The organism is Companilactobacillus tucceti DSM 20183 (assembly GCF_001434665.1).
Classification (GTDB): domain Bacteria; phylum Bacillota; class Bacilli; order Lactobacillales; family Lactobacillaceae; genus Companilactobacillus; species Companilactobacillus tucceti.
Genome location: NZ_AZDG01000007.1, coordinates 42289 through 66817, shown reverse-complemented (window position 1 = coordinate 66817; position 24529 = coordinate 42289). Strand labels below are relative to the sequence as shown.

Here is a 24529-nt window from a genome sequence, read left to right as displayed (position 1 = left end):
TATTTTATTATTCGGGGGATATAAAATGTCTAATAAACAAAAGGGGTTCTTTTATGCCATCGCTGGTCCATTCCTGTGGGGGATATCTGGTAGCGTGGCGCAATTCTTATTTAACTCGCAAAAAATTCCTACACACTGGCTAGTCGGATTACGACTTTTAGTGGCAGGATTCTTATTAATAGTTTGGTGCTGGTTCACCTTAAAATCAGAGATATTTGAGATATTAAAAAGGCCACGATATATTTTTCAATTACTGTGTTTTGGCCTCTTAGGAATGTTGCCGGCACAATATACTTACTTCATGGCAATAAAATATGGAAACGCTCCAACAGCTACCGTTCTACAATTCTTAGGTCCTTTGTTCATCATCTTATACTTGTCACTTCGCCAAATGCACATGCCAAGGCGTATAGACGTTGTCTCAATAATTCTAGCTCTACTAGGAACATATCTATTAGTAACACACGGTCATATGAATCAATTAGCTCTATCACCTTTAGCAGTTTTGTGGGGAGTCGGGTCTTGACTTAGCCAAGCTTCCTATACACTTTTGCCCAGAGAACTGTTAAAAAAATTCGATGCCAGAATAGTTACCGGTTGGTCAATGTTACTCGGTGGAATCGTCTTTGCACCAGTGGCTCACCTAAGCCAAGTACCCAGTCTAAATATGACTTCTTGGATTGCAATTATCTTTATCATTACTGGTGGAACAATGTTTTCTTATTTATTCTACTTACAAAGTTTAAATTACTTAACCGCTTCAACAACTGGAATGTTAAGTGCATTCGAGCCACTTACAGCAACGATTATTTCTGTAACGATTTTAAATACTCATATTGGTCCAGCTGAAATTAGTGGTGCAATATTGATTTTAGGGATTACCTTTTTACAAGCCTTGCCTAAACAGCTGTTTGTTAGAAGACATAATCAGGTTCATTCTTGATATCCCAATTAAATTGTATTTGACATTGTGGCAATGGAACTCCATCTTTTAATAATTTCAGAATATACTCTACCCATTAATATCGGGGGAATTTTATTATGTTAAAACCTGAAAAGAAGGATTCTATAGTTGTAACACTGATTTGCTTAATGCTTATTTACGTTGGATTATCTCTTATTTCAGGATTCATTTTTCAAGTAATATTAAAAATAAATAATTTCTACATTCCAAGTAAAATCATTGTTTCAATTGGGATACTGTTCTACTTAACGTATACAAAAAAAGTTACTATTTTCAAAAATGGTAATTTCAAATATGGATTATATACCATTTTAATGACGGTTCTTTTGACACTCTTATTAAATTTTCAAATTCAAATACCCACACTCAACCATCTTAATAGCTTATTGTTACTACCGATAAGTTCAGGAATATTTGAAGAAACTATTTTTCGGGTTTTAGGAATTTATATAATTGGTTATTTCAGTTCTAATCTATATTTAAAGATCTATCTTAGTTCAATCATTTTTGGAATAGCTCATTTGTTAAACATAATTAGTCTGCGACAAGATCTATTTCAAACTATAATTCAAGTTGGTTATGCCATAGGATTAGGAACTATCTTTGCGATTTCTTATATTTCAACCAAAAACATTGCTTTTGCTATGATTGCCCATGTACTATCCGATTTTATTTCCGGACTAAATGGGCTTTCGTTTAAAACAAATATCGTTTTTAATTTTACTTCTGTAAGTTTTATATTACTTTTTATCATGGTTGTTATCATCTTGAACTACGGATTTATAAAAAATAACCCAAAATTAACTAATGGTTAAAATAAAAAGGGATCTCCAGATATACATTAATGTATTATCTGAAGATCCCTTTTATGATATTTGAATATAATTATTTCGACATACTAATTTGCATAATGCGTTGATAAGATTAAATAGTCACTTATTTCCTCTATGATAGATTGGAGGATAAAAATCATGATGACTTTCCTTAATCAGCTCATTATTGGGTGTTTGATTGCTTTATTCAGTTATTGGTTAGATAACCGAACAAAGAAAAAATAAGATGACATACTAACCCACCACTTTTAATATTAACTAAAAAAAGGCCTCAGCGGTAGCACCCGCTGAGGCCTTTGGTGTACCATGATAACTTTCCTTTGATTGCAGATTTATTATAGCACCAACACAAAGAAATCAGTATTTTTTAATCGTATAATAAAATATCACTTTTCTAATTAAGCTTGTTTTGTAGGATAGATGGTAAATTCATTAACATTAACTTCTTCAGGTTGGTCGATTGCAAAGTTTACAACTCTAGCAATTGAAATTGGAGCTATTCCGACCTGATCATACAATGCATCCATTCCCTTTTTAGCATCTTTATCAGTAATTGTATTCAACAATTCTGTGTTGATAGCTGCTGGATAAAGTGTTGAAGTTCTAATGTTTGTTCCTTCTTGCGCACTTTCAGTTCTAATAACTTCCATCAAGTTTCTTACAGCAAACTTAGTTGCACCATAAACTCCAGCTCCTGGGAAGCTCTTAATTCCTGCAACGGATGAGGTTGTAATGATATGGCCATGTTTTTGGGCTACAAATTCTGGCATAACAGCAGCAACACCATTCAAAACACCCTTTAAATTAATATCGATCATGTCATTCCATTCATCAGTATGCAAAGCGCTGATTGGTGATGTTGGCATAATTCCAGCATTATTAAAGATAACATCTAATGTGCCAAACTTATCTTTAGCCAATTGTACTAATGACTTAACTTCTTCTGGATCACGCACATCTGTTACTTGATAAGCCGCTTCTCCACCATTTGCCTCAATATCTTTTACGATTTTATTTAGCTTTTCTTCACGTCTAGCGCCTAAAACAACCTTGGCACCATTACTTGCTAAAAGTTTAGCTGTAGCTTCACCGATACCTGATGATGCACCTGTAATTACTACTACTTTATTTTTTACTGTCATTTAAAAATCTCCTTATTAACCTAATTTGTTATATTCTTCGTCTGTAACCTTTTCTAACCATTCTGAAGTTCCCTTGGTGATAGCGACATGGCTGAACCAACTATCTTTAGTAGCACCATGCCAATGTTTAACACCATCATGAATTGCGACTACATCACCTTGCTTCAATAATTGAGCTGGCTTGCCGTCTTCTTGATACCAACCTTCACCACCAGTTACCAAAAGAATTTGAAATCCATCATGATGAATATGCCAATCATTACGACAACCAGGTTCAAAAGTAACATTACCAACATTTACATCGATATTGTCATCTGATGATACCAAGTTCTTTAAATAGCTTTGTCCAATAAAATATTTTGCATAGGCTTCATTTTTATCACCAACTGGAAATACACCTTCATTTTTTAATTCTTCAAATTTTGCCATTATTTATATACTTCCTTTTTCGTCTACTTGATTACGAAATTCATTAAACACCTTAAAGTTAACTTTAAGGCAAGGGTTTATTTGAAATTATTTTATGACAAGGATAAAAAGTAATCCTTTTATCTTCCTTAAACTTGCTGCTTAAACGCGCAACAATGCATAGCTTTTTCTGATTAAAATAAACAGCCTCATCAGTTCAAAATTGGATTACTCCTTTTATTTCTCTCAAACTTGCTGCTTAAACGCGCAACAATGCATAGCTTTTTCCGCTTAAAATAAAGCACCACCAGTAATCCTTGCGGATTTATGGTGGTGCTTTACTTTAATGCTCGAAAGCTGACCATGCATTGTTGCGCTCTTATTCATGATGATTCAATCTCTTAAGATAAGCCGCAAAACTCTCACTATCCTCAATATGTCCATTTACTTTACCTTTGTACCAATCCAACTTATCATTTAAAATTGTCCAACTATTTTGTAAATTCTCAAATTCTTTTTCAAAGTTACTTCTAACTTCTTCCAACAGCTCAACTCTTTTATCAATTGTAGAATCACCTTCAGCACGCCATTTTACATATTGTTTCAATTGCTCGATGGTCATACCTGTGCTCTTCAAATGAAGCAAGAATTTTATCCAATCGACATCTTGTTCCGTATAATAACGCAATCCATTTTCAGTTCTATGTGGATTTATCAAACCTTCTTTTTCATAATATCTCAAAGTGGGACTACTTAATCCTGTTACTTCTGCAAAGTCTCCAATTCGATACTTCTTTTCTATTTTTTCATCCATTTTTATCGCCTCAATTAATTAAAGTTGACTTTAAGTTTAATGCTGATTATAACTCAACTTATTTTATTTAACAAAAAAAGGCTGGACTGAACGTCGCAACCTTTACCTTTAATCTTCTTCTCTTAATCTTTCTTGTAATAATTTATCTACATTACGTGTTGCAGGAACTAAGAATACGAATAAGCCACACAATAACGTTCCAACTCCACCGATAATGAATAAACTATTTACTCCGATTTTATCTGCTATGGGACCGGCAAATATCAATCCTACTGGTCCAGCGATACTCATTAAAGAATTCAAGATGCCTAAAACTCGACCCAAATTTTCGGGTGGGTAACTTTGCTGAATCATTGCCATTAATAATGTATTAAAAAATGGCGTAGCAATTCCAGCAATCGTATTTAAAACGACAAACCAGATGAATCCCCTTTGATTTCCAGGTAGAAATCCACTAGCTCCAAAAGCGATTCCCATAACAAGCATCGACATTAAAATTGGCTTCATTCTATCAGACCAATTTCCTAAAAATCCGATCACAGCTCCACCAGCAAACATACCAACGGAATAAACGACTTCAATAATTCCTGCTTGAGCTACAGTACCTTTAAAATATGACATCGTCATTAATGGATACAAACTTGCTGCTGGCATGAATAACAAAGTAAATACCATACCCATTAGAGTTATATACCAAAGACCTTTATTACCCTTTAATTGACCTAAACCAAATTTAACATCAGACAAAATCTGGATTTTTTCATCAAAGACAGGATGTTCAGGAATTTTGACAAAAAGAATAATTGTTACCCCAATAACAGCTCCAACAACATCTAATAGTATCAACATTGTTATTGGAACGATTGAGAATAAAAATGCTCCTAAAGCCGGTGCAATAATCATATTGGCCGATTGGATCATTCCTAATTGACCATTCATTTTTGTTACTTGATTAGCCGGAACCATTGTTGGCACGATAGACTGAATGGTTGGCATTTGAAAAGTTTGTGCGATAGAACGCATAAGTAAAGAAACAAATATTAACCACAACGGAAAATCTTTATTAACAATTCCGACAACCGCTAAAATAATGGCAATTACTGCCGCAAGCGGAAACCCAACAAAAAAGTGCCCACCGCTTTCGCAGTGAACACTTTTAAAAAATATTTTACCAAATATTTACTCTCTTATCTGGGTCTAGCCACATTCCATCATTTGGTGTGATATTAAATGCATCATAGAACTCGTCCATATTCTGTGCTTGAACATTAGCACGTAATGGACCTGGTGCATGGACATCAGTTGAAAGTAATAATTCATTAAATTGTTTTGTTGCCTTTAGTCTCCAGACTCTTGCCCAGTTAATAAAGAACTTTTCAGCATTATAGTCATCTTCTGATTTAGCTGCTTCCAGTGCACAACGTAGTCCACCATCATCTGCAACATTTTCACTAACAACTAATTTACCATTAACTTTACTTCCGGCATATGGAATGCCATCAAACTGATCGATTACTTTTTGAGTCAATCCTTGGAACTTCTTGTAATCTTCATCAGTCCACCAATTATTCATATTGCCGTATTCGTCAAATTGAGCACCATTATTATCAAAGGCATGAGAAATTTCATGTGCAATAACTGCCCCGATACCACCATAATTTTCACTACTCAATTGGTCCAAGCTATAAAATGGTGCTTGCAGGATTGCAGCTGGGAATGTGATGTCATTTCTTGACGGATCATAACAAGCATTTACCATATGTCCTGGCATCAACCACTTCTTACGATCAACTGGTTTGCTATATTGATCCAATGAATTTTGTCTAAAAATCTTTCTGATTGCAATAACATTTTCATACAATGATTCATTTTCATTTATACTAATTTTCTTATAAACGTCGTCAACCTTGTTAGGATAACCGACTTTAACTTCGATTTTATCCAACTTAACGATTGCCTTTTGTTTTGTTGCTTCACTTAACCAATCATTATCACTAATACGTTGCTCATAAATAGCAATCATCTTTTTGATCATATTAGCAACATCTTTTTTAGCGGCTTCGCCAAAGTATTTATTACCATAATAAACACCAACTACCTGGCTAAAAATACCTGCGGCTTTATGATAAGCGTACTTAGTTCTATTTTGTAATTCTTTAGCACCACTTAAGGCAAGATTATACTCACCAATAGTTTGACGGAATTCTTCATCCAAATTAGAAGCGTTACCTGTTAAGTAATCAACTAACATCCAAGCTTTAAGATTCTCAAATGTATCATCATTAACTAACTTATTTAAGTTGTCCAAATAACGTGGCTCAGTAATAATAACTTTTTCTGGAGTAGCATTGATCAAATCTTCAACTTGTTGCTTCAAATCAAGGTTATCAGATTTTTTAACATACTCTGTAAAGTCCATTGGGTTATAGATCTTTGTATAATCAGCCCATTCCTCTGAACTTTTAACGATTGGCACTAGTGACTTATCAAATGCTAAGGCCTTTTCAACAATTTCCTTAGCTTCCTTTAAATCATAACCAACCATTGAAAGTAAACGAGTAGAAACTTCTGCAAATTTTGCTAACAATTGCTTACCAGATTCGTTCTTTTCATCATAATAAGTTTTATCTGGAAGGATCAATCCAGCCCCGCCAATATAAACAACGTTCTTTGAAGTATCCTTCATGTCAGCATCTACATCGACATCAATTGGTAATGGAAAACCATCCCTTGAAAATTCAGATAGCTTTTCACTCAATTCACTAACATTATTTAAGTCAGTAATTCTTTGAATATCCTTCAAAATTGGTTGATGATGGAACTTATTCAAATGTTCAACGTTATTAGCTAAACGGTATAACTTGACCGCTTGCAATAACAAATCATCATTAATTTTATCCTCATCATTAGCGAATTCATGAAAGTCCTTCATTAAAGACTTCTCAACACCCTCATCGAGATCCATGAATCCACCTGTTCTTGGCTTATCTGATGGTATTTTGGCTTTCTCTTGCCAAGCACCATTAACAGCCAAGTACAAATTTTCTTTATAATCGGTCGGTTTAGCATCAACCATATCGCCAGAACCACCGATAATCTTACTAGTAAACATATATACACCACCATGCGATTTTATAACTACTATATCACTATTTGTTTTTCATTAGAAAAATTATGGGCCGGGGGGCCTACGGATAGAAAGGTATCTGCCTGCTGTTGGACCGGTTCAAGCCAAGGTCTTGAACCTCGATTTTGAGCTTTGCTTACGCAAATCTCAAAATACGTCCGTGGTGTAAGTCGCAAAGACCGCTCCAACACCACCGTAACAGCTGGCGGACACCTTTCTATCCTCCGGCCTTATACATATTTAGATAAATGTTAAATCAGTAAAATACTAAATATGAAAAATCCCCCATACAAATAAATGTATAGAGGATTAAATATATATCAAATTTATTAATTCAAACACAGCTGGAGGTTTCAAGTAATGTAACCAATTGTGAGTGTGGATTTGAACGGCGGTTTTCCGTTCTTACTCCACGGACGTCTTTGAAAATTTGCGGTCTTTGCAAAGTTTCAAAGCGAGTTTTCAGACCTTGGCTGAAAACGGTCCACACAACAGATGGAATTACTTGAAACCGGAAGCGGCATATAAAATACAAAATAAATACTAAGCGGTGACTTTTACGCTCTATCTTATAACACTAACTGAAACACGAGCATTATTAACTATTTTAGCTGCTTGTGAGCCGATAGTATTACGATAACGGTTCTTCTCTTCAACTCCAACGATTACCAAATCAGGAGTGAACTTTGGAATAACCTTTTCAACGATAGATTGACCGGGGCTTCCCTCTGTTACCATTAAGTGAACATTCTTTACACCAAATGTTTCAGCTTTTTTACCGTAAGTTTCGAGCAATTCTTTAATCTGATTACGACGTTCAGATAAGATACTAGGATCTAGTGATTGGAAAATATTTAAATCTCCAATTTCCAATACTGATACGATTCCTAGTTCAGCATTATAATGTTTGGCTAATGAACAAGCATAATTAAAAGCATTCTTAGATGATGAAAAATCATCAGAATCTACACAAATCAAAATCTTTTCATATTCAATTTTCTTTACTTTGTAATCACGTACGTCATCCATTTAAATGAGCCTCCTATTTTTCGAAATCTCGGCCTTTATTTGCTTCAAAATATTCATCAAAACGTTTCACATAATTATGGAACATATATGTTAGTAACAACCAACGCTTGAATGACTTATCTTTGTCATAAAAGACCGTTGTTCCTGTGCGTTCTTGTTTTATCAATTCTTCAGCATAACGCTTGGCATCATTATCAGCAGCGTATTTTCTGAAAACCTTGATTGGTACACCTAACCAAAGTTTATGTTGTGCCTTATTTTTATTGGCATATACAGTTGGAGCATTTTCTAAACTACCTTCAACATAATCTTCAACTAAGTATTGAGCTAAATTATATCCATTCAATGTAACAAAGTAACTACTACGACCTTGTCTCAAATTGATCTCAAAGAACTTAAATGTTTGATCTCTTGAATCATATTTCATATCAAAGTTAGCAAAACCTGTATATTCAATATCTTCAAGGAACTTTTGAACTTGGTCATAAACATCTTGATTAAAATCTGGAACGATTGCTACATAATTTCCGATTGATTGAGGTGTTGGATCTTCCAAAAGCGGATGACCCAAGCACATCATTTTAACATGATGGTTGTGATCAACATAGGCATTTAGCACACGCATGTTGGAGTCATCCCCAGGAATAAAGTCCTGCAAAATCAAATCGGATGTATATCCATTATCGTATATTTTAGCAACAACTTCATTAAATTCTTCATCTGAATGAATAGTAAATGCTTTTTTACGTCCCTCAAAATGAATATCCAACCACTCCACACTATTGGCTGGCTTTAAAGCTACTGGGTAATCAAATGGCACCTTCATATCCTTATCTTGATACATCTTCTTAGTAATGATCTTAGTTTTTGGATGTGGTAGCTTATGTTCATCGGCAATCTTATAGAAATTCTCTTTATTATTCAGTGCCTTTAATTTGTCATAATCGACATATGGGCATACAAAAGTTTTAGATAACTCTTCCTTATGTTTACTGATAAGTTCAGCGTATCCATCCCCGCACGAGATCAATATAACTGGCTCATCATGATTTTCATAAATTTTAGCAATTTCACGCATTCTTTCAATAAATACGGGATCTTCAGAAAATCCTGGATGAATATTTACATTAACAATTTTAGTATAACGAGTAGGAGCTAATTGTGCACTGGCATATGCTTGAACTGCACCACCACCATAAACGTCATGAAAGGCACGCGCCATACCATAAACATTCATGTCACTACCTAATAATATAGGAGTGAATTTCTTTCCTGATTTAGTTTCGATAAGGATCAACCTCTTACTTTTATTAATTCATATTTATAAATTTTACACACATTTCAAACAAAATTATAACATATCAATACAACACTTCGATAAAACGGTAATTAATTATCATTTTCTAAATATTTTTATTATGAACACTAAAAGCGCCCCTATTAATAAGGGCGCTTTCATTTTAATTTACTAATTTAACTTGAGGATCAACATCAGGCTTAGTTCCATTATTAATAAAGAATACCTTGTACCAAATCAAGAATGTGTAAACCGTCCAAATTTTACGACGGTCATCATTTTTACCATTATAAAATCCATCAAGCATTTCTAAGATTTTATCTTGATCAAAGAATTCTGTAACGAAGCTTTCACTGAATAGATCTCTAAATTCTTTATAAACATCTTCAGAATGAATCCAGTCTCTGATAGGAACTGGGAATCCCAACTTTTTGCGTTTAGCCCATTGATCAGGCAAAACTTTTTGGGCAGCGACTCTTAGTGCATATTTACTATCTTTACGGTTTAAAAGATATTTAGTAGGAATTCCTGATGCTACTTCTGCAACTTTTTTATCCAAGAATGGAACTCTTAATTCCATTGAATTAGCCATACTCATTTTATCTGCCTTCAACAAGATATCATTTGACATAAATTGATGTATGTCTAAATACTGCATCTTTTTAACTTCATCATCATAATCAGCTACTTTACGATAACTTCTCATAACAATATCTTTTACAGTACGAGCTTTCTCAAAATCAGATTGAATTATTTCAGAAGCTTCATCTTCACTGAAAACTTTGGCTTCACCGATGAAAAATTCTTCGGCTTTAGCAGTTGATTCGTATAAGTGTAAGCGGCCTGGAAAATTAGGTACTTTATTTAGGCCATGAGCTAATTTATACTTTGTTGATTTTGGTAACTTCTTCAACTCTTCAGCAAAGGCTCGAATAATTTTTGACTTAGAGTGATCACCATAGTTTGCATAACCGGCGAACAATTCATCTGCACCTTCACCCGAAAGAATAACTGTTACATCTTTACTAGCAAGTTTAGTTAAGAAATATAGTGGCACACAAGATGGATTAGCATCTGGTTCATCCATATAATATTGAATCAGTGGCATGGCTTTAATAGCTTCATCTTTAGTAACGATCCCACGAGTATTCTTTAAACCGAGGTTATCGGCTAAGTCTTTTGCGGCACTGCCCTCTTCATAAGTATCAGTATCAAAATCAATAGAATATGTATGTTCAGGCTTCAAGATAGCTGTTATATAACTTGAATCTATACCACTCGATAATAGTGAACCGACTGGAACATCACTAATGGAATGTGCTTTTACTGATTCATTAATAGACTCATTGATCTTATTGACCGTTTCTTCAAAGCTCAATTGATTTTCTTTAAAATGAATATCCCAATACTTTTTAATACTTAATTTTCCTGACTTATAAGTAAAGTAATGGCCTTCAGGAATACGAAAAACATTCTTGAAAAAGGTCTCATTTAGAGCTGAATATTGGAAAGTCAAATATGGCTTTAAAGCTGACTTATTCAGCTCTTTTTTAAAATTAGGATGTTTCAAAAAGGATTTTATTTCGGAGCCAAAAATAAACGTTCCTTGTCGATTGTAATAATAAATGGGTTTTATACCAAAGAAATCTCTGGCGCCTGTTATGTCTCCTGTTTCTAAATCATAAATAACAAAGGCAAACATACCGCGAATCTTCTTTAGTAACTCAACGATTCCCCACTCTTCAAATCCATGGAGCAATACTTCTGTGTCTGTATTTGTTTTAAAAATATGGCCATCTTTTTTCAATTCTTCTCTAATTGAACGGTAGTTATAAATTTCTCCATTGAAAACGATAGCTTTACTATTATCTTCATTATAAATAGGTTGCATACCACTCTTAATATCAATAATACTAAGACGACGAAAGCCTAGTGCAACGTTGCCGTTTACCAGTTCTCCTGAACTGTTAGGACCACGATGCTTGATTGCATCCATCATAGACTCGATCACCGGCTTTTTCTCGGCTATTTCCTTATCTACAAATCCGACAATTCCACACATATTATTTCTCCTATATCTCAAAACTTACATATCTAGTTGCTGCTCCATAACCAAATATTTGTAGTTGCAATTTATCTGGATCAATATTAATGAAATACCCTGATAATTCTGATATTTCATTATATCTTCGATCCCATTTTTTATTATAATCTGTTGTTAAACCATGTTTCTTCCCCATCAAAGCAGAGCAGTTCAATATTATATGATTAATTCCTGTAACTTTATAATATTTTTCGTAATGCATGTGACCACAAATATAAGTCGTTACTTTAGATATTCCTGTTGATGAAAAATCGTATCTTAAGTTAACGCCAAAATCACCTGTGAGCTGATTCTTCAATTGGCCACGATCTTTATTATTGAAAGCTACAAAAAGTTGCTGAATCAAATCACCATTGAAATTCAAAGAACTTCTGCCACTAGGACTAACAATATTAGCATGACCCATGACAACCACATGTTTATCAACGGTATTTTCCAAAACAGCGATTAAATCTTCTAATTGTTGTTCTCTTACACCACGGACTTTTTTAAAGTCATATTTCTTAGAACCATTGTTTAAGATGTAAGGAATATCACTAGTATTTATAAAGATAACTCGAATGTCACCTTTATCAAACCAGCCCACTTGGGAAACGGGATTCAATCTAAATATCTTTGATTGTTCAAAATCATATTTAGTCACTAAACTATCATAGTCATCACGTCTAAAAGAAGCTGAACTGATAAAACGATGTTCATCATACTTGTCATTTTCATCGTGATTGCCTTCCACAATGAAAAATGGTGACTTGCTGTCTTTATAATTCTCCACAGCAAAGCGCAACAAACCACGGCTTATTTCCGGCTTATCACTGCCATCAATTAAGTCACCTAAATGAACATTTAAATCAATTCCAGCTTCATCACTAACAACATTGCTTTCAATTATGTGACGAACACCATTGATCCCATAATAAGAGGCACTAGCAATGGCTTTAGCATGAGTATCTGTCAAGACAGAAAGAGTCATTGTATTGTCAGTTATATGAGGTTTCACATTATTTTTATAAACGTTATTTATATAATCAACCGCAAAAGGTCTTGGTTTCAACCTTCTTAGAAAATTATCAGTTTGTGTTGAGATAAATTCAGATGGTTTTGGATTCAAAACCTTTTTAGCAAAATTTTTAATATTCAATTTTCTGTTCTCCCAATACTTCCAATACTAACATTGTTTAAGTGAAAATAACCAAAAAAACCATCTATCTCGATGGCTTATTCAATACAATTTAACTGTTATTTTAGTAAGATTTGATAGGCTTTTCTGTCACCTTTATCTTCGTCCATAGTAATAATACCTTTTTCAACAAATCCATTTGCTTTGATAACGTGTTGCATAACTAGATTATCTGGATGGGTGTCGATTCTAACGTCCTCATATCCCAAGCTATAAGACATTGTCATAAGTTGTTGGATCAATGCAGCAGATAAGTGTTGGCCCTGATGACCTGGCTCTACTGCAATTCTGTGGATGATCGAATAAGTTACATCTGAATCGCCATCCCATTTACCGTTAGTTATTTCTTGATAGTTTTTATCATAGCCTTGTTGGAGAGCAGCAGTTCCCACAACTTCACCATCCAACAATAAAACATAATTAATACCTTCTTCAAGGTCCTGTTTTAAGATGGCATCATTGGGATAACCACGTTGCCACTGATCGACACCACGGTCGCGTAAGGTTTTCTTAGCACCCTCAATAATTTCTATAACTTTTGGCAAATCGTCTTGTCTCGCACGACGTAAATAAATATTGCTCATTATAGGCCTCCTTGTTCATCAGGCAATTAAAGCAGAAGTTGATGGTAAATAGCAATACTTTTATCTCATTTTTCAAATTTTTTTTGATAAAAGACACCACTAATAGCAAATAAAATAATTCCGTAGACAAATTGCTGTCCAGCAACCGGTAGTAATGCTTGTATTGAATGACCATCTTGCAAGGTTACTATCATTTTAGAAATAGGTGGCAAAATCCAGTTTATATAATAAAGAACGCCACTAGAGCTGTCAGCTAAAGATAAATATATCAAAATAAACATACTAATCTGTCCTACAATGGGATGTTTTTCAAAACGTGGTTTTAAAAGCATAGCCATTGTTGTGCCAACAAAGCCTGATGTTGTAAATAATATAATCAATAACAAATCAGCAGTATTGATGAATGTCAAAACTGCTGTCAAAATATTCGTCAGCAATAATATAACTGTTTGAACTGATATATACAGCCAATAATTACCAACTTTTTGTTTTACATACCGATTATACAACTGATTATTTTTAAAGAAATTCAAACCGTTGATTAATCCCATAAAAAAAGTTAAAACAATCAACAATTCGACATTTTGTGATCCAGATAATCCCAAAATTGGAGCAATTGTAAACTTAAAAATCACCATCATAAATAACATCGATAAATATAGATAATCTCTAAATACTAATTTAAAAAAGTTATCCATTAAAAACTTAATTTTCAAGGACTCTTGCCCCCTCAAAGTTATAGTTTAATTCCAGCATCTCTTTGATGATGGAATCTTTTATCTTCATTGGAACTTTTAACTCGATCAAATTATCAACATTAGTGGATAAATAATGACTAATGTCGCTTGGTAACGCCATAGTATTAGATTTAACAGTAAAAATAAGCATATAATGGACCGCCTGATTTTGATCTGTTACTTTGATCAAACTATTATCTTTCATCAAATAATTGGTATCAAAATAATTAACCACACTATCATCTTGAACCGTACTGGCAATAACTATGCCTGAATGGTTATCACGAAGATCTTTTATAATATCGAGCATGTTAGTTATCATTTCACTGTTTTGAAAGGAGAATGGTTCATCTAAAAGTAAAATATTGGGATGTCCGACTACTGCAGCCAAAAAGCCAACGCGTTGCTTCAAACCTAAAGACAACTGTCTAACCGGTCTGTCTAAATATGGAGACATCCCCATATAAGTGATCAATTCCTTTAATTGCGAATCTCTAACTGCCAAGTTGCCACTTAAAGAACGAACGTCACTCAAATATTTTTTTACAGTTTTAGTGATCACTTCAGGATTTATTTGTGGTAGATAACCAAATCTTGCTTTAGGAGCTATTTCCAGCTTACCGCTATCAGGAGACTTCAAACTTGCCAAAGTGTCTAAGAATTGAGTTTTACCGCTGCCATTATCACCTAAAATATAGGCAATTTCATTTTGATACAAAGAAAAGGTTACATGCTTAAACGCAAAGTAACCTTCATTTTGAAGTGACAGATCTTTTGCTGCCAATAATTCCATAATCTATTGCCATTCCTCGATTGCTTTTGCGGCCAAACCAATTGATAAGACAGCATCATTTGAAAGAGCGTTTCTTACATCAGAAACAATTGTATTATCATAAACTGCTCCAATAACAGTAAAGGCATATTCAATCAAGTGTAAATCTGTCTTAGCCTTATAGTCTCCACCTGCATAAGGGTCTTCATGATTATATGTAAAGTTGATTTCATGTCCCGAAAGTGAACCATCAACGTGATTAACTTGTACACGATCATGCAATTGCCCTAATGTTCCAGTTGGATTTTGCAAAGTCAAACGATGGTCAGACTCATTTTGGTAATACTCTTCTTCAGTCATATCGAAATAATCTTGAATTGGTTTTCTCAATATTTCAAGGTTGTTGATCAAATCATAAACCTTTTTTGTATCTAACTTAGTTGATTTATTTTCAACATCCTTACAATTTTTATAGATCCAGTCAGCAAATTCACTAATAGTATCAGAATTCATAAATTTTCCTCCGTTATTACGTCCCTATTATACTTAATAAGTCTGATTATTTAAAATCGCAACTATCTAAATGATCATTAATAACCCCTATCGCCTGTAAAAATGAATAGACGATCGTTGGCCCGATAAACTTAAATCCTCTTTTTTTCAGATCTTTACTAATTTTTTGAGATAACTCATCTTGAGCTGGGACTTCATCCATAGTCTTAATATGATGAATTATCTGCTTATTATCAACAAAATTCCAAATATATTCAGAAAATGTTCTACCATCGTCGTGCATTTTTCTTATTTGACGAGCATTATTAACGATTGCATTTACCTTTAATTTATTACGTATGATTTTTTTGTCAGTCAATAATTGCGCCACTTTTTCATCTGAATAGTCAGCGACCTTATTTATATCAAAATCATCAAATACTTCTTTATAACCCGCGCGTCTTTTCAAAATGGTTGACCAAGAAAGACCGGCCTGTGACAATTCTAAACTTAACATTTCAAATAAATAACGTTCATCTTTATCGATTTTGCCCCATTCACTATCATGATAAACTTGCATTTCTTTTGAACTATCTGCCCACGCACATCTCATTTCTTCACCAATAAAAAAAGGCTGGGATATGACTCATCTCAGTCTTTTTTCTCCTACTTTATGGATTATTATTTCATTTTACCGTTATCAACAGCTGTTCTAACAATAATAACATCTGTTCTAGCGTTTCTTGTAACATATTCAGATACTGAACCAACTAGTAATCTAGTAACTGCATTCATACCAGTAGAACCGATCATAATTAAGTCATTCTTATATTCTTCAACGAATTCTTGAGAGATAACAGTCTTTGGTTCACCAAAACGAACGTGAATGTCAATGTCATCAGCGTTTGCTCCGTTTGCAACTGCTTCGTCTTTTAATTCATTTAAATATTTTTGAGCATCTTCAGATAGTTGATAAATAACATCCCCATTCAACATTCCACCATGTAAACCGATGAATTGTTTAGTATCGAGAACCGTCAAAACATCAAGATGCCCTTTATTCATTTGTGCAACCTTGACAGCCTTTCTAAAGGCCATTTCAGCTTCCTTTGAGCCGTCAACTGGTACTAAAATCTTTTCATAATCTTGTTCCATAATCTGATCCTCCAATGCTCTTAATGAAAACTCTTTAATGTAAGATTAATGCATTAATGAGTTTTATTCAATAAATAATACTAAGAAAATGCCGTCAACGTACGAGCTAACTGGTTTGCTGCTGATTCGTAATTCCCAAAAATCATTTTTTCGTCTTCACTATCCATCTGTTGATTGACCATTTGAGTTGAAAATATACCTGTAAATAGTTGTTCATAATCCTCAAAGTCATCAACAAAGTTATTACATAAAGCAAATGTAGGAATCCTTACTGTTCCAGCGATTTTACTCAAATGATAAAGGATCTCATCATGCATTGCATCCGCTGAAATAGTTTCAGTAGCAGTGACCAAAACGTCAGTCGAGCGAATAGTTTGATCCATTCCTGTCACATTAGCCACCCATTCAAACGAAGAGCGGAAAATATGAGCATTGATCATTGCAAAAGCTCCCGCTAAAGTTTTGATCGCATCCGAGTTTGGCATCGGGTGTATATCTAAATTATACTTCTGATTTATCTTTTCAGTAATATAAACGAGGTTATCTTCTAAAAAACTTACTTGAGTTTTGTTGAGACATTCGTAATTTTCCTCTGGTTCCATATTTGCGGAATAGTTCAATAAAACGGTGATCTTAGTTCTTCTTGGTAAAACTCTATTAATTCCTTCCAAATTGATTTGATAGGCGTTTATCAACGGATTTTCACCCTCTGGAATCAATTCTTCATTCTCATCATAAACCTTTGCGCCTAAAGCTTGAAGTGCTCCTAATCCTCCATCAGCCACAGCTGTTTTACCTAAACAGATAACAATGTTCTTATGTCCACTTGACACTGCGTCCAGTATGAATTCCCCTACACCATGACTAGTAGCGTGAAATAGATCTTTTCTCTTTTTATTGGCCGCTAAATCCAAGCCTACTATTTGTTCTGAATCTATAATTGCGGTATCCTGACTATCAATGCTCGTTACTAAATAGCGTCCTGTTTTACTTTGCCAAAAGGCGTCAAAAAATTGTAACTCGGCCCACTTGCCTCCAATAGTATGTTTTACTAACGCTGGCATACCATATTCGCTATCCGTGACTGGCATTGTTACAATCTCAGCATTGGGCAATGCACGTGAAATACCGCTATAAATAGCTTGACCAATTTTTCTAGAGCTAGCATGGCGATATTTTCCAGGAGCAATGATAAATTTCATGACAAATCTTCCTTTTGTTATAATTGAAATTAGATTAAAAGATAGAGGGGTTCATATATGGATAACGCTACACAACAAACACATCGTATCTTAGACCTTGAAGCAGGTGTAAACTTCCGTGAACTAGGTGGTTACAAAACAACGACTGGCAAACAAGTTAAATACCACAAAATCATCCGTTCAGCCGGTTTAGATAAATTAACTGACAATGATTTAAACTTTTTAAGCGACTACGGTCTTAAAACAGACGTTGATTTTCGTTCACAATCAGAGATCGATAAGAGTCCAGACAGAATTCCAAATGGCACAAAATACGTTTCCCTACCTGTCTTCCGTGAGGATTTAACTGAAGCTTCGCAAATTAAAGATTCAGTTATTCCAGAAATCGATTTCGACCCATCAAACGGTTATGAACATATGCTTGATGTTTATAAAGAAATCATTACTGAAGATCAATCCAAAAAGGCTTACCGAAACTTTTTCGACGAATTATTAGGTAATTCTAACGATGATGATGTCTTATTGTTCCATTGTAGTGCTGGTAAAGATCGTACTGGTATGGGAGCTGTTTTCTTCTTATACATTCTTGGTATACCTTTATCTACTATAAAACAAGATTATCTACTAACTAATAAAGCAAGCAAGGGATATGTCTCAGAACTTCTAAAAGAAGTCAAAAAACGTGATGCTTCATTAGTAGATTCAATACGTGCTTTAATGACAGTTGATGAAAACTACCTATTAGCAGCTCAGAAAGCCATAAAAGAAACTTCAGGAAGTCTCAATAATTATATCAGAAATGAACTACATGTAAGTGATAATCAAGTTTCTGACCTTAAAAAAATCTATTTACAGTAAATATTGATAATTACTTCTAACTTGCATCATACTTTCTTCACATTTACTGATTATTATATACTTGTAAGCTAAAGGAAAGCGAAGAGCACCTTAACTTATGATTCTCCCTGATATTCTTCATGTAAAAAGTATTAATTCTCAAAAATACAACAAAGCCCAATCTTCCCCCCTGATAGTTGGGTTAAAAAAAGACCGAGAAATATTCTCAGCCAGAACATCGCAATTTTATTGCGGTGTTTTTATTTTGTCATTTTTTGTATATCATCAACCTTTACAAAAGTATCAGTTGAGACACGATAATACTTAATGCCATTGATAGTGACGATTCGATCAGTTTTATATCCTGTATTATTAGGCAGTTTCAGAGTGAGTTCTTTTCCATGTTCATCATAAGTATTAGTTAAGTTAGACGTAACCAAATTTTCAAAATCATTTTCATAAGGTTGAACCGTATCTAATTTTATAAATTCATTAGTTGAAACTCGATAATACTCATTACCATTTATCAATGCAATTCGATCTGTTTTCCAATCAGTTGCAGGGTCAAGTTTTCTAGAGACTTCAGATCCCAAATAGTCCACTATACTACCACTACCATCACTAAAAATTCTAACCAAACTCGTATCGGTATCTTTATATAAATAAACATCCCCTGCTTTGACATATTCATCAGGTGAAACTCGATAATACTTTTGACCATTATAAGTAAATTCTTGGTCACTTTGCCAAGCAGTATTAATATCTAATGCTCTATTAGTAATTAAATTGCCCTTATTATCATATAAATTGACTTTCTTAGTCGTAGTTGCAATATTGTTTACTTTATTTATTACATCAGATGGTGTTACAGGAATACTTGTCGAAGTACTCTGATCCACGAAATCCAAATATGCATTAATTGTAATTACATTTCCTGACCAATTTTCACCAACTGATCCGTTTGGAAACAGGGCATTCATGATGAACTTAGTTATATAACCCATATTTGAGTTTTTAGTATCTAAACCATATAACTGATTATATAGTCCCATTACTTGTGCCGCAGAATCGCTAACTTCTGGACTATCTCCATGTATATCGTCGAAGTTAGAATCAGCAATAATTAGATTTTTGTCCATTATTAAATCTTTATAAAATGAATCACTCAATACACCAGAAATATCAGTATTTCTTATTTTTCCAGAAGGAAATATTGGATTACTAGTACTATCTGGTTGAATCGCAATTTTATCGTTAGATATTATATCCCAATTTACGGTTTTTACTAATTTTTTATTTTTATCATACTCATTGATAGTAATTAAGATACCAGGTTCAATTGGCACCTTAAAAGTCAAGACACCAGCTTCTTCATCAAAAGATATATCATTTTCGTCAAAACTTGACACCTTGTAACCTGGAACAGCATCAGAAGCTGGTATTCCTCTATGATGAGGTGTACTTGGTAATACCCCATTATCATTTTGACCCTTATCAATATAAATTACCTTGCCATCTTGTGGTCCCCCCACGGCAACATAATGAACTTCGTAGTTTTCATCAATTGGTAAATATTGAAAGCCAAAATCTAACTCTTTTCCAGATAAGCTTTCATTTAAAACGTCACTTGATCCTTCATTTTCCAACACCTTTATAACAATATCTGCTGGAGAAGAATTTTCCATCCCTTTAAGATAGTCCAGCGTATTTAAGGAACTGTACCCGTAAGTTGAATTGGCAAAATCAACCTTGCGTCCCTTTTGCATTGTACTCAATTCAGTTTGTACGTCGTTTTTGTAATTACTATCGTTAACTTCTAAAGATCCAACTGGAATTCTATTTAAAGAATTACCGTCACTCTCATTCTCCTTAACACGCAATGTTGCGCCAGTAAGTTTAGTCATTGGTACAGATATATCCTGCTTCTTATCGGCATCTGTTGTGACTGATGCTAACTGATACTGACTACTGGTGTTTTGCTGATAACCTGCTATCGTAGCCGTTGGTATAGTGATTGAAGAACCTCCATCTGCTGTTCCCGTAGTACTTTGCAAAACATTACTGGAGGTGGAATCTACATAATTAATTGTATAATTTACTTGATTATCATTAGTAGGATCATTGGCCGGTGTAGTGGCATTAGTAGTTGGAGTTGTATCCTCGTTACCTGTCTCCGTTTCAGCAGTACCCGCATTAACTGGAATATTATCGGCTTTAATAGTAGTTGTTGAATTAGTTGTTAAAATCAATCCGCCAGCTAATGTTAAAGTCGAAAATAGAATCCATCTTTTCCCATTCCCCTGAAAGTTTTTCATGATAATTTACCTTCTTTATACAAGATAATTTTATTATAGTTCTTAAATACCAAAAATAGACCCTGCAATCCAAAATTGGACTACTGGGTCTATTTTCTTACTTCTAAAAAATTGAATATATTTATTCAATTTTTATAACCTTAATCATGAAGAATAAATGTGTGATGTTTACCGAATATATTTTGAGCATAAACTGCTAAAATGATTGCTACAAATGCGGCGGTTAATACGGCATATCGAATTTGCAACATAAATAGTAACATCAATATTACTACTCCCACAGCAGCTAATGCAGTTAATCCTAATTTGTTTACAACTTGATTTGTCATAATATCCACCCACCTTGTGTTTTTCAATCTTTCTACATCTCGAGAGTAACATGTGAAATTGCCTTTTTCAAGTCCTTACATTCACTATTTTTCAAGTTACAGTAATCGGTTACACCACGGCGCTACAAAGGTCTATCTGCGATGTACAAAATTAAACGTTCTAATTTTCACAATCTCCATTTTCATACGTTTTCATGCTGATTTTGGGATATTTTCTAAACCTATTATTAGATTAGGTTTAAATAATTAATTTTTGGTTCATTTAGAGAAAATCAGTTGAATGTGTCTTTAAGCATGTCTTTTTTTGTTCATTATAAATAGCCCTCAGCAATCCTTTGGATTACTTTTAATTCAAAATACACTTTTCTTTTTTAAGTTTCGCTTAAACGTGTAATCAAACATAACTTTTTGTGCTTAATATAAATAGCAAGAGTGTAACAAAAGACGGTTTGCCACCGGAACATAGCCTAGGACCACGAATGATTGGCACTATCAATCATTTGTGGTTCGTAGCTATGTGGAGGTTGCAGTCTTTTTTTGCACGTTTAGGCTATAAAAGTTTGGAAGCAAAAATGTTAAGTGTAATTTGTATCACAACCACTTTCAAAATTAACTATATTTTTTAAGCTTCGCTTAAACGTGTAATCAAACATAACTTTTTGCGCTTAATATAAATAGCCCTCAGCAATCCTTTGGATTACTGAGGGCTATTTACCTTAATGCTCGAAAGCTGAGCATATTTGATTACACTCTATTTTACATCCCATTTCCAGTTTTCTACTTCTGGAAGGTCTGTACCGTACTCACGGATATATTTATTATGTTTATCAACTTCTGCTTCCATCTTGTCAGCAAAGTCGTCGGCCTTTTCACCGTAAACGGCTGTGGCTGCTTCTTCTGCTAAGTGGAAACGATCCATTTCATTAACAACACGCATATCAAATGGTGTAGTAATATCACCGTTTTCACGGTAACCATGTACAAATAGATTGTGGTTATCACGATCAAAGAAGATGTCTTTAATAATATCTTCAAAGCCATGGAAAGCGAACAATACTGGTTTATCAGCTGTAAAGATGCTATTGAATTCTTCATCAGATAGGCCACGAGGATCAACTTCTGGTGATCTTAGTTTCAATAGGTCAACAACGTTAACAAATCTGATCTTAAGATCTGGAACGTCCTTACGTAAGATGCTGATAGCAGCAAGTGCTTCTAGGTTAGGTTCTGTACCGGCAGCGGCAATAACAATATCAGGTTCACCATTGTCATTTGATGCCCAGTCGATTACTTTAAGACCCTTATCGGCTAATTCTTGTCCTTCTTCAATTGAATAGAATTGTGGACGTGGATGTTTTGAAGTAACTAACAAGTTGATCTTCTCTTCATCATCAAGGATCTTAGGCATAACGGCAAGCAATGAGTTTGTGTCAGCTGGGAAATATTCACGAATGTATTCAGGCTTCTTCTCAGCTAAATGAGTAATAATACCTGGGTCTTGGTGAGTATAACCGTTGTGATCTTGTTGGAAAGCTGTTGATGTAGCAATAACGTTTAGTGATGGATATTTCTTTCTCCATGACAATTCGTTAGCTTTTCTTAGCCACTTGAAGTGTTGTGTCAACATTGAGTCAACAACTCTTAAGAAGGCTTCATAACTGGCAAAGATACCATGACGTCCTGTTAATGCATATCCTTCAAGGAATCCTTCAGCTTGATGTTCTGATAGTTGTGAATCAATAATACGACCAACTGGTGCTTCATATTGATCGTTTGGTTCTTTAACTTCTTCCATCCATTGACGTGGAGAAGCTTCGAAGATGTGATTTAGGCGGTTTGACATAGTTTCATCAGGTCCAAATAATCTAAAGTTATCTTGGTTATTTAAAATAACATCCTTTAGATATCTACCTAATTCGATCATATCTTGAGCTGTCTTTTCGCCTGGCTTGTCAAAGTTCAAAGCGTAGTTCTTATAATCTGGCAATTTAAGAGGTTTAGGATCAACACCACCGTTAACGATAGGGTTCATAGCCATTCTCTTATCACCCTTAGGTGCGATTGCAGCAATTTCAGGCTTCAAGCTACCATCGTCGTTAAATAATTCCTCAGGTTTATATGATTTTAGCCAATCTACTAAAGCATCAGCGTGTTGCATATCGTTTTGATCTACAGGAATTGGAATTTGGTGAGCTCTAAATGAGCCTTCAATTGGTTCTCCGTCCCATTCTTTAGGACCAGTCCAGCCCTTAGGTGCACGAAGAATAATCATTGGCCATCTTGGCATAGTTGCTTCTGAAGCTGGATGTTTTCTAGCTTCTTTTTGAATATCTTTAATTCTTTCAATAGCAACATCCAAAGTCTTAGCCATTGCCGGATGCATTTCTGAAGGGTCATCACCTTCAACAAATAGAGGTTCCCAACCCATACCACTGTAATATTCTCTTAATTCTTCATCATTTTTACGTGAAAGAATTGTTGGGTTAGAAATCTTGAAACCATTTAAGTTAACGATAGGCAATACAGCACCATCATTCACAGGGTTAATGAAAACATTTGAGAACCATGATCCAGCTAAAGGACCAGTTTCTGATTCACCATCACCGATAACAACTGCGGCAATTTGGTCAGGGTTATCTAAGATAGCACCAACACCGTGTGATAATGAGTAACCTAATTCTCCACCTTCGTGCATTGAACCTGGTGTTTCAGGTGCAGCATGAGAAGCAACTCCACCTGGGAATGAGAATTGCTTAAACAACTTTTGCATACCTTTTTCATCTTGAGTTATCTCAGGATAAATTTCAGTATAACTTCCATCAAGATATGAGTTTGAAACCATAACTTGACCACCATGACCTGGTCCTTCGATATAGAACATATTTACACCGTATTCATTGATAATACGGTTTAGATGGGCATATATAAAGTTTTGACCTGCGATAGTTCCCCAATGTCCGATTGGATGAACTTTAACATCTTCGGGTTTAAGAGCACGTTTTAATAGTGGGTTATCTTTTAAATATAATTGACCAACAGAAACGTAGTTTGCTGCACGCCAATATTTGTCTACTAAGTTTAAATATTCTTTTGATGAATAATCTGTCATTACGGCACACTCCTTAGGTTTTTACATATACATAATAACCAGTATTTAATTTTAAGTCAACCATTTAACTAATTGGTACGTCCCAATAAAAATAACTACCTT

22 protein-coding genes and 2 pseudogenes are annotated in these 24529 nt (G+C 34.3%); 5 read left to right on the top strand and 19 right to left on the bottom strand.

The features are described from left to right. Window positions 1-25 precede the first annotated feature (25 nt). The 4 genes and pseudogenes from FC72_RS11010 (at window position 26) to FC72_RS11145 (ending at window position 2022) form a co-directional block, all read left to right on the top strand. On the top strand, window positions 26-526 hold the full coding sequence (locus FC72_RS11010; protein WP_235805147.1) for a DMT family transporter: 501 nt from the start codon (window positions 26-28) through the stop codon (window positions 524-526). Between the two features lie 18 nt (window positions 527-544). Beyond that, window positions 545-943 (top strand): annotated as a pseudogene (locus FC72_RS11005) (DMT family transporter); the annotation flags it as partial. A 98-nt stretch (window positions 944-1041) separates the two neighbouring features. Next, window positions 1042-1779 (top strand): CPBP family intramembrane glutamic endopeptidase, encoded by a 738-nt coding sequence (locus FC72_RS04510; protein WP_057765206.1) that lies wholly within the window; start codon window positions 1042-1044, stop codon window positions 1777-1779. A 132-nt stretch (window positions 1780-1911) separates the two neighbouring features. After that, a complete protein-coding gene (locus tag FC72_RS11145; protein WP_157051107.1) occupies window positions 1912-2022 on the top strand; it encodes a type I toxin-antitoxin system Fst family toxin in 111 nt (36 codons plus the stop codon). A gap of 173 nt (window positions 2023-2195) precedes the next feature. Here the strand turns inward: FC72_RS11145 and FC72_RS04505 are convergent, their stop codons facing one another. From FC72_RS04505 to FC72_RS04430, 16 genes and pseudogenes are all read right to left on the bottom strand, one after another. Beyond that, window positions 2196-2939, bottom strand: coding sequence for an SDR family oxidoreductase (locus FC72_RS04505; RefSeq protein WP_057765204.1), 744 nt, complete (start codon window positions 2937-2939; stop codon window positions 2196-2198). A gap of 15 nt (window positions 2940-2954) precedes the next feature. Continuing rightward, entirely contained in the window at window positions 2955-3368 is a 414-nt protein-coding gene (locus FC72_RS04500) for a cupin domain-containing protein (RefSeq protein WP_057765202.1), read from the bottom strand. A gap of 358 nt (window positions 3369-3726) precedes the next feature. After that, window positions 3727-4161 (bottom strand): MerR family transcriptional regulator, encoded by a 435-nt coding sequence (locus FC72_RS04495; protein WP_057765200.1) that lies wholly within the window; start codon window positions 4159-4161, stop codon window positions 3727-3729. Window positions 4162-4269: 108 nt separating this feature from the next. Beyond that, window positions 4270-5271, bottom strand: a pseudogene (locus FC72_RS04490) (MFS transporter); the annotation flags it as partial. A 58-nt stretch (window positions 5272-5329) separates the two neighbouring features. Then, the gene (locus FC72_RS04485; RefSeq protein WP_083480747.1) at window positions 5330-7273 is read right to left on the bottom strand and encodes a M13 family metallopeptidase; all 1944 of its coding nucleotides are present in this window, start codon (window positions 7271-7273) and stop codon (window positions 5330-5332) included. 579 nt (window positions 7274-7852) lie between these two features. Beyond that, on the bottom strand, window positions 7853-8317 hold the full coding sequence (locus FC72_RS04480) for a universal stress protein (RefSeq protein WP_057765196.1): 465 nt from the start codon (window positions 8315-8317) through the stop codon (window positions 7853-7855). A 13-nt stretch (window positions 8318-8330) separates the two neighbouring features. Further along, window positions 8331-9554 carry a carboxylate--amine ligase gene (locus FC72_RS04475; RefSeq protein ID WP_201781795.1) on the bottom strand — a complete coding sequence of 408 codons (1224 nt, stop codon included), beginning with the start codon at window positions 9552-9554 and terminating at the stop codon, window positions 8331-8333. 223 nt (window positions 9555-9777) lie between these two features. Beyond that, window positions 9778-11676: an asparagine synthase (glutamine-hydrolyzing) gene (asnB, locus tag FC72_RS04470; RefSeq protein ID WP_057765192.1), complete on the bottom strand. Its 1899-nt coding sequence runs from the start codon at window positions 11674-11676 to the stop codon at window positions 9778-9780. Between the two features lie 10 nt (window positions 11677-11686). Then, window positions 11687-12856, bottom strand: coding sequence for a metallophosphoesterase family protein (locus FC72_RS04465; protein ID WP_057765190.1), 1170 nt, complete (start codon window positions 12854-12856; stop codon window positions 11687-11689). A 98-nt stretch (window positions 12857-12954) separates the two neighbouring features. Then, window positions 12955-13479, bottom strand: coding sequence for a GNAT family N-acetyltransferase (locus FC72_RS04460; protein ID WP_057765188.1), 525 nt, complete (start codon window positions 13477-13479; stop codon window positions 12955-12957). A gap of 65 nt (window positions 13480-13544) precedes the next feature. Continuing rightward, a complete protein-coding gene (locus tag FC72_RS04455; protein ID WP_057765186.1) occupies window positions 13545-14195 on the bottom strand; it encodes a hypothetical protein in 651 nt (216 codons plus the stop codon). Beyond that, entirely contained in the window at window positions 14185-15009 is an 825-nt protein-coding gene (locus FC72_RS04450) for an ATP-binding cassette domain-containing protein (RefSeq protein WP_057765184.1), read from the bottom strand. The genes FC72_RS04455 and FC72_RS04450 overlap by 11 nt, the downstream gene beginning before the upstream one ends. 3 nt (window positions 15010-15012) lie before the next feature. Next, the gene (locus tag FC72_RS04445; protein WP_057765182.1) at window positions 15013-15501 is read right to left on the bottom strand and encodes a hypothetical protein; all 489 of its coding nucleotides are present in this window, start codon (window positions 15499-15501) and stop codon (window positions 15013-15015) included. A 46-nt stretch (window positions 15502-15547) separates the two neighbouring features. Then, complete coding sequence (locus FC72_RS04440; RefSeq protein ID WP_057765180.1) at window positions 15548-16093, bottom strand: DNA-3-methyladenine glycosylase I; 546 nt, start codon at window positions 16091-16093, stop codon at window positions 15548-15550. 68 nt (window positions 16094-16161) lie between these two features. Further along, a complete protein-coding gene (locus FC72_RS04435) occupies window positions 16162-16635 on the bottom strand; it encodes a universal stress protein (protein ID WP_057765178.1) in 474 nt (157 codons plus the stop codon). An 80-nt stretch (window positions 16636-16715) separates the two neighbouring features. After that, entirely contained in the window at window positions 16716-17837 is a 1122-nt protein-coding gene (locus tag FC72_RS04430) for a glycerate kinase (RefSeq protein ID WP_057765176.1), read from the bottom strand. 57 nt (window positions 17838-17894) lie between these two features. Here FC72_RS04430 and FC72_RS04425 point away from each other — a divergent pair, with 57 nt between their 5' ends. Continuing rightward, on the top strand, window positions 17895-18695 hold the full coding sequence (locus tag FC72_RS04425; RefSeq protein WP_057765174.1) for a tyrosine-protein phosphatase: 801 nt from the start codon (window positions 17895-17897) through the stop codon (window positions 18693-18695). Window positions 18696-18934: 239 nt separating this feature from the next. Here the strand turns inward: FC72_RS04425 and FC72_RS04420 are convergent, their stop codons facing one another. The 3 genes from FC72_RS04420 to FC72_RS04410 form a co-directional block, all read right to left on the bottom strand. After that, a complete protein-coding gene (locus FC72_RS04420) occupies window positions 18935-20989 on the bottom strand; it encodes an SLAP domain-containing protein (RefSeq protein ID WP_057765172.1) in 2055 nt (684 codons plus the stop codon). A 140-nt stretch (window positions 20990-21129) separates the two neighbouring features. Further along, window positions 21130-21318 carry a hypothetical protein gene (locus FC72_RS04415; protein WP_057765170.1) on the bottom strand — a complete coding sequence of 63 codons (189 nt, stop codon included), beginning with the start codon at window positions 21316-21318 and terminating at the stop codon, window positions 21130-21132. A 751-nt stretch (window positions 21319-22069) separates the two neighbouring features. Continuing rightward, window positions 22070-24427 carry a phosphoketolase family protein gene (locus tag FC72_RS04410; RefSeq protein ID WP_057765168.1) on the bottom strand — a complete coding sequence of 786 codons (2358 nt, stop codon included), beginning with the start codon at window positions 24425-24427 and terminating at the stop codon, window positions 22070-22072. Between the last annotated feature and the right edge of the window lie 102 nt (window positions 24428-24529).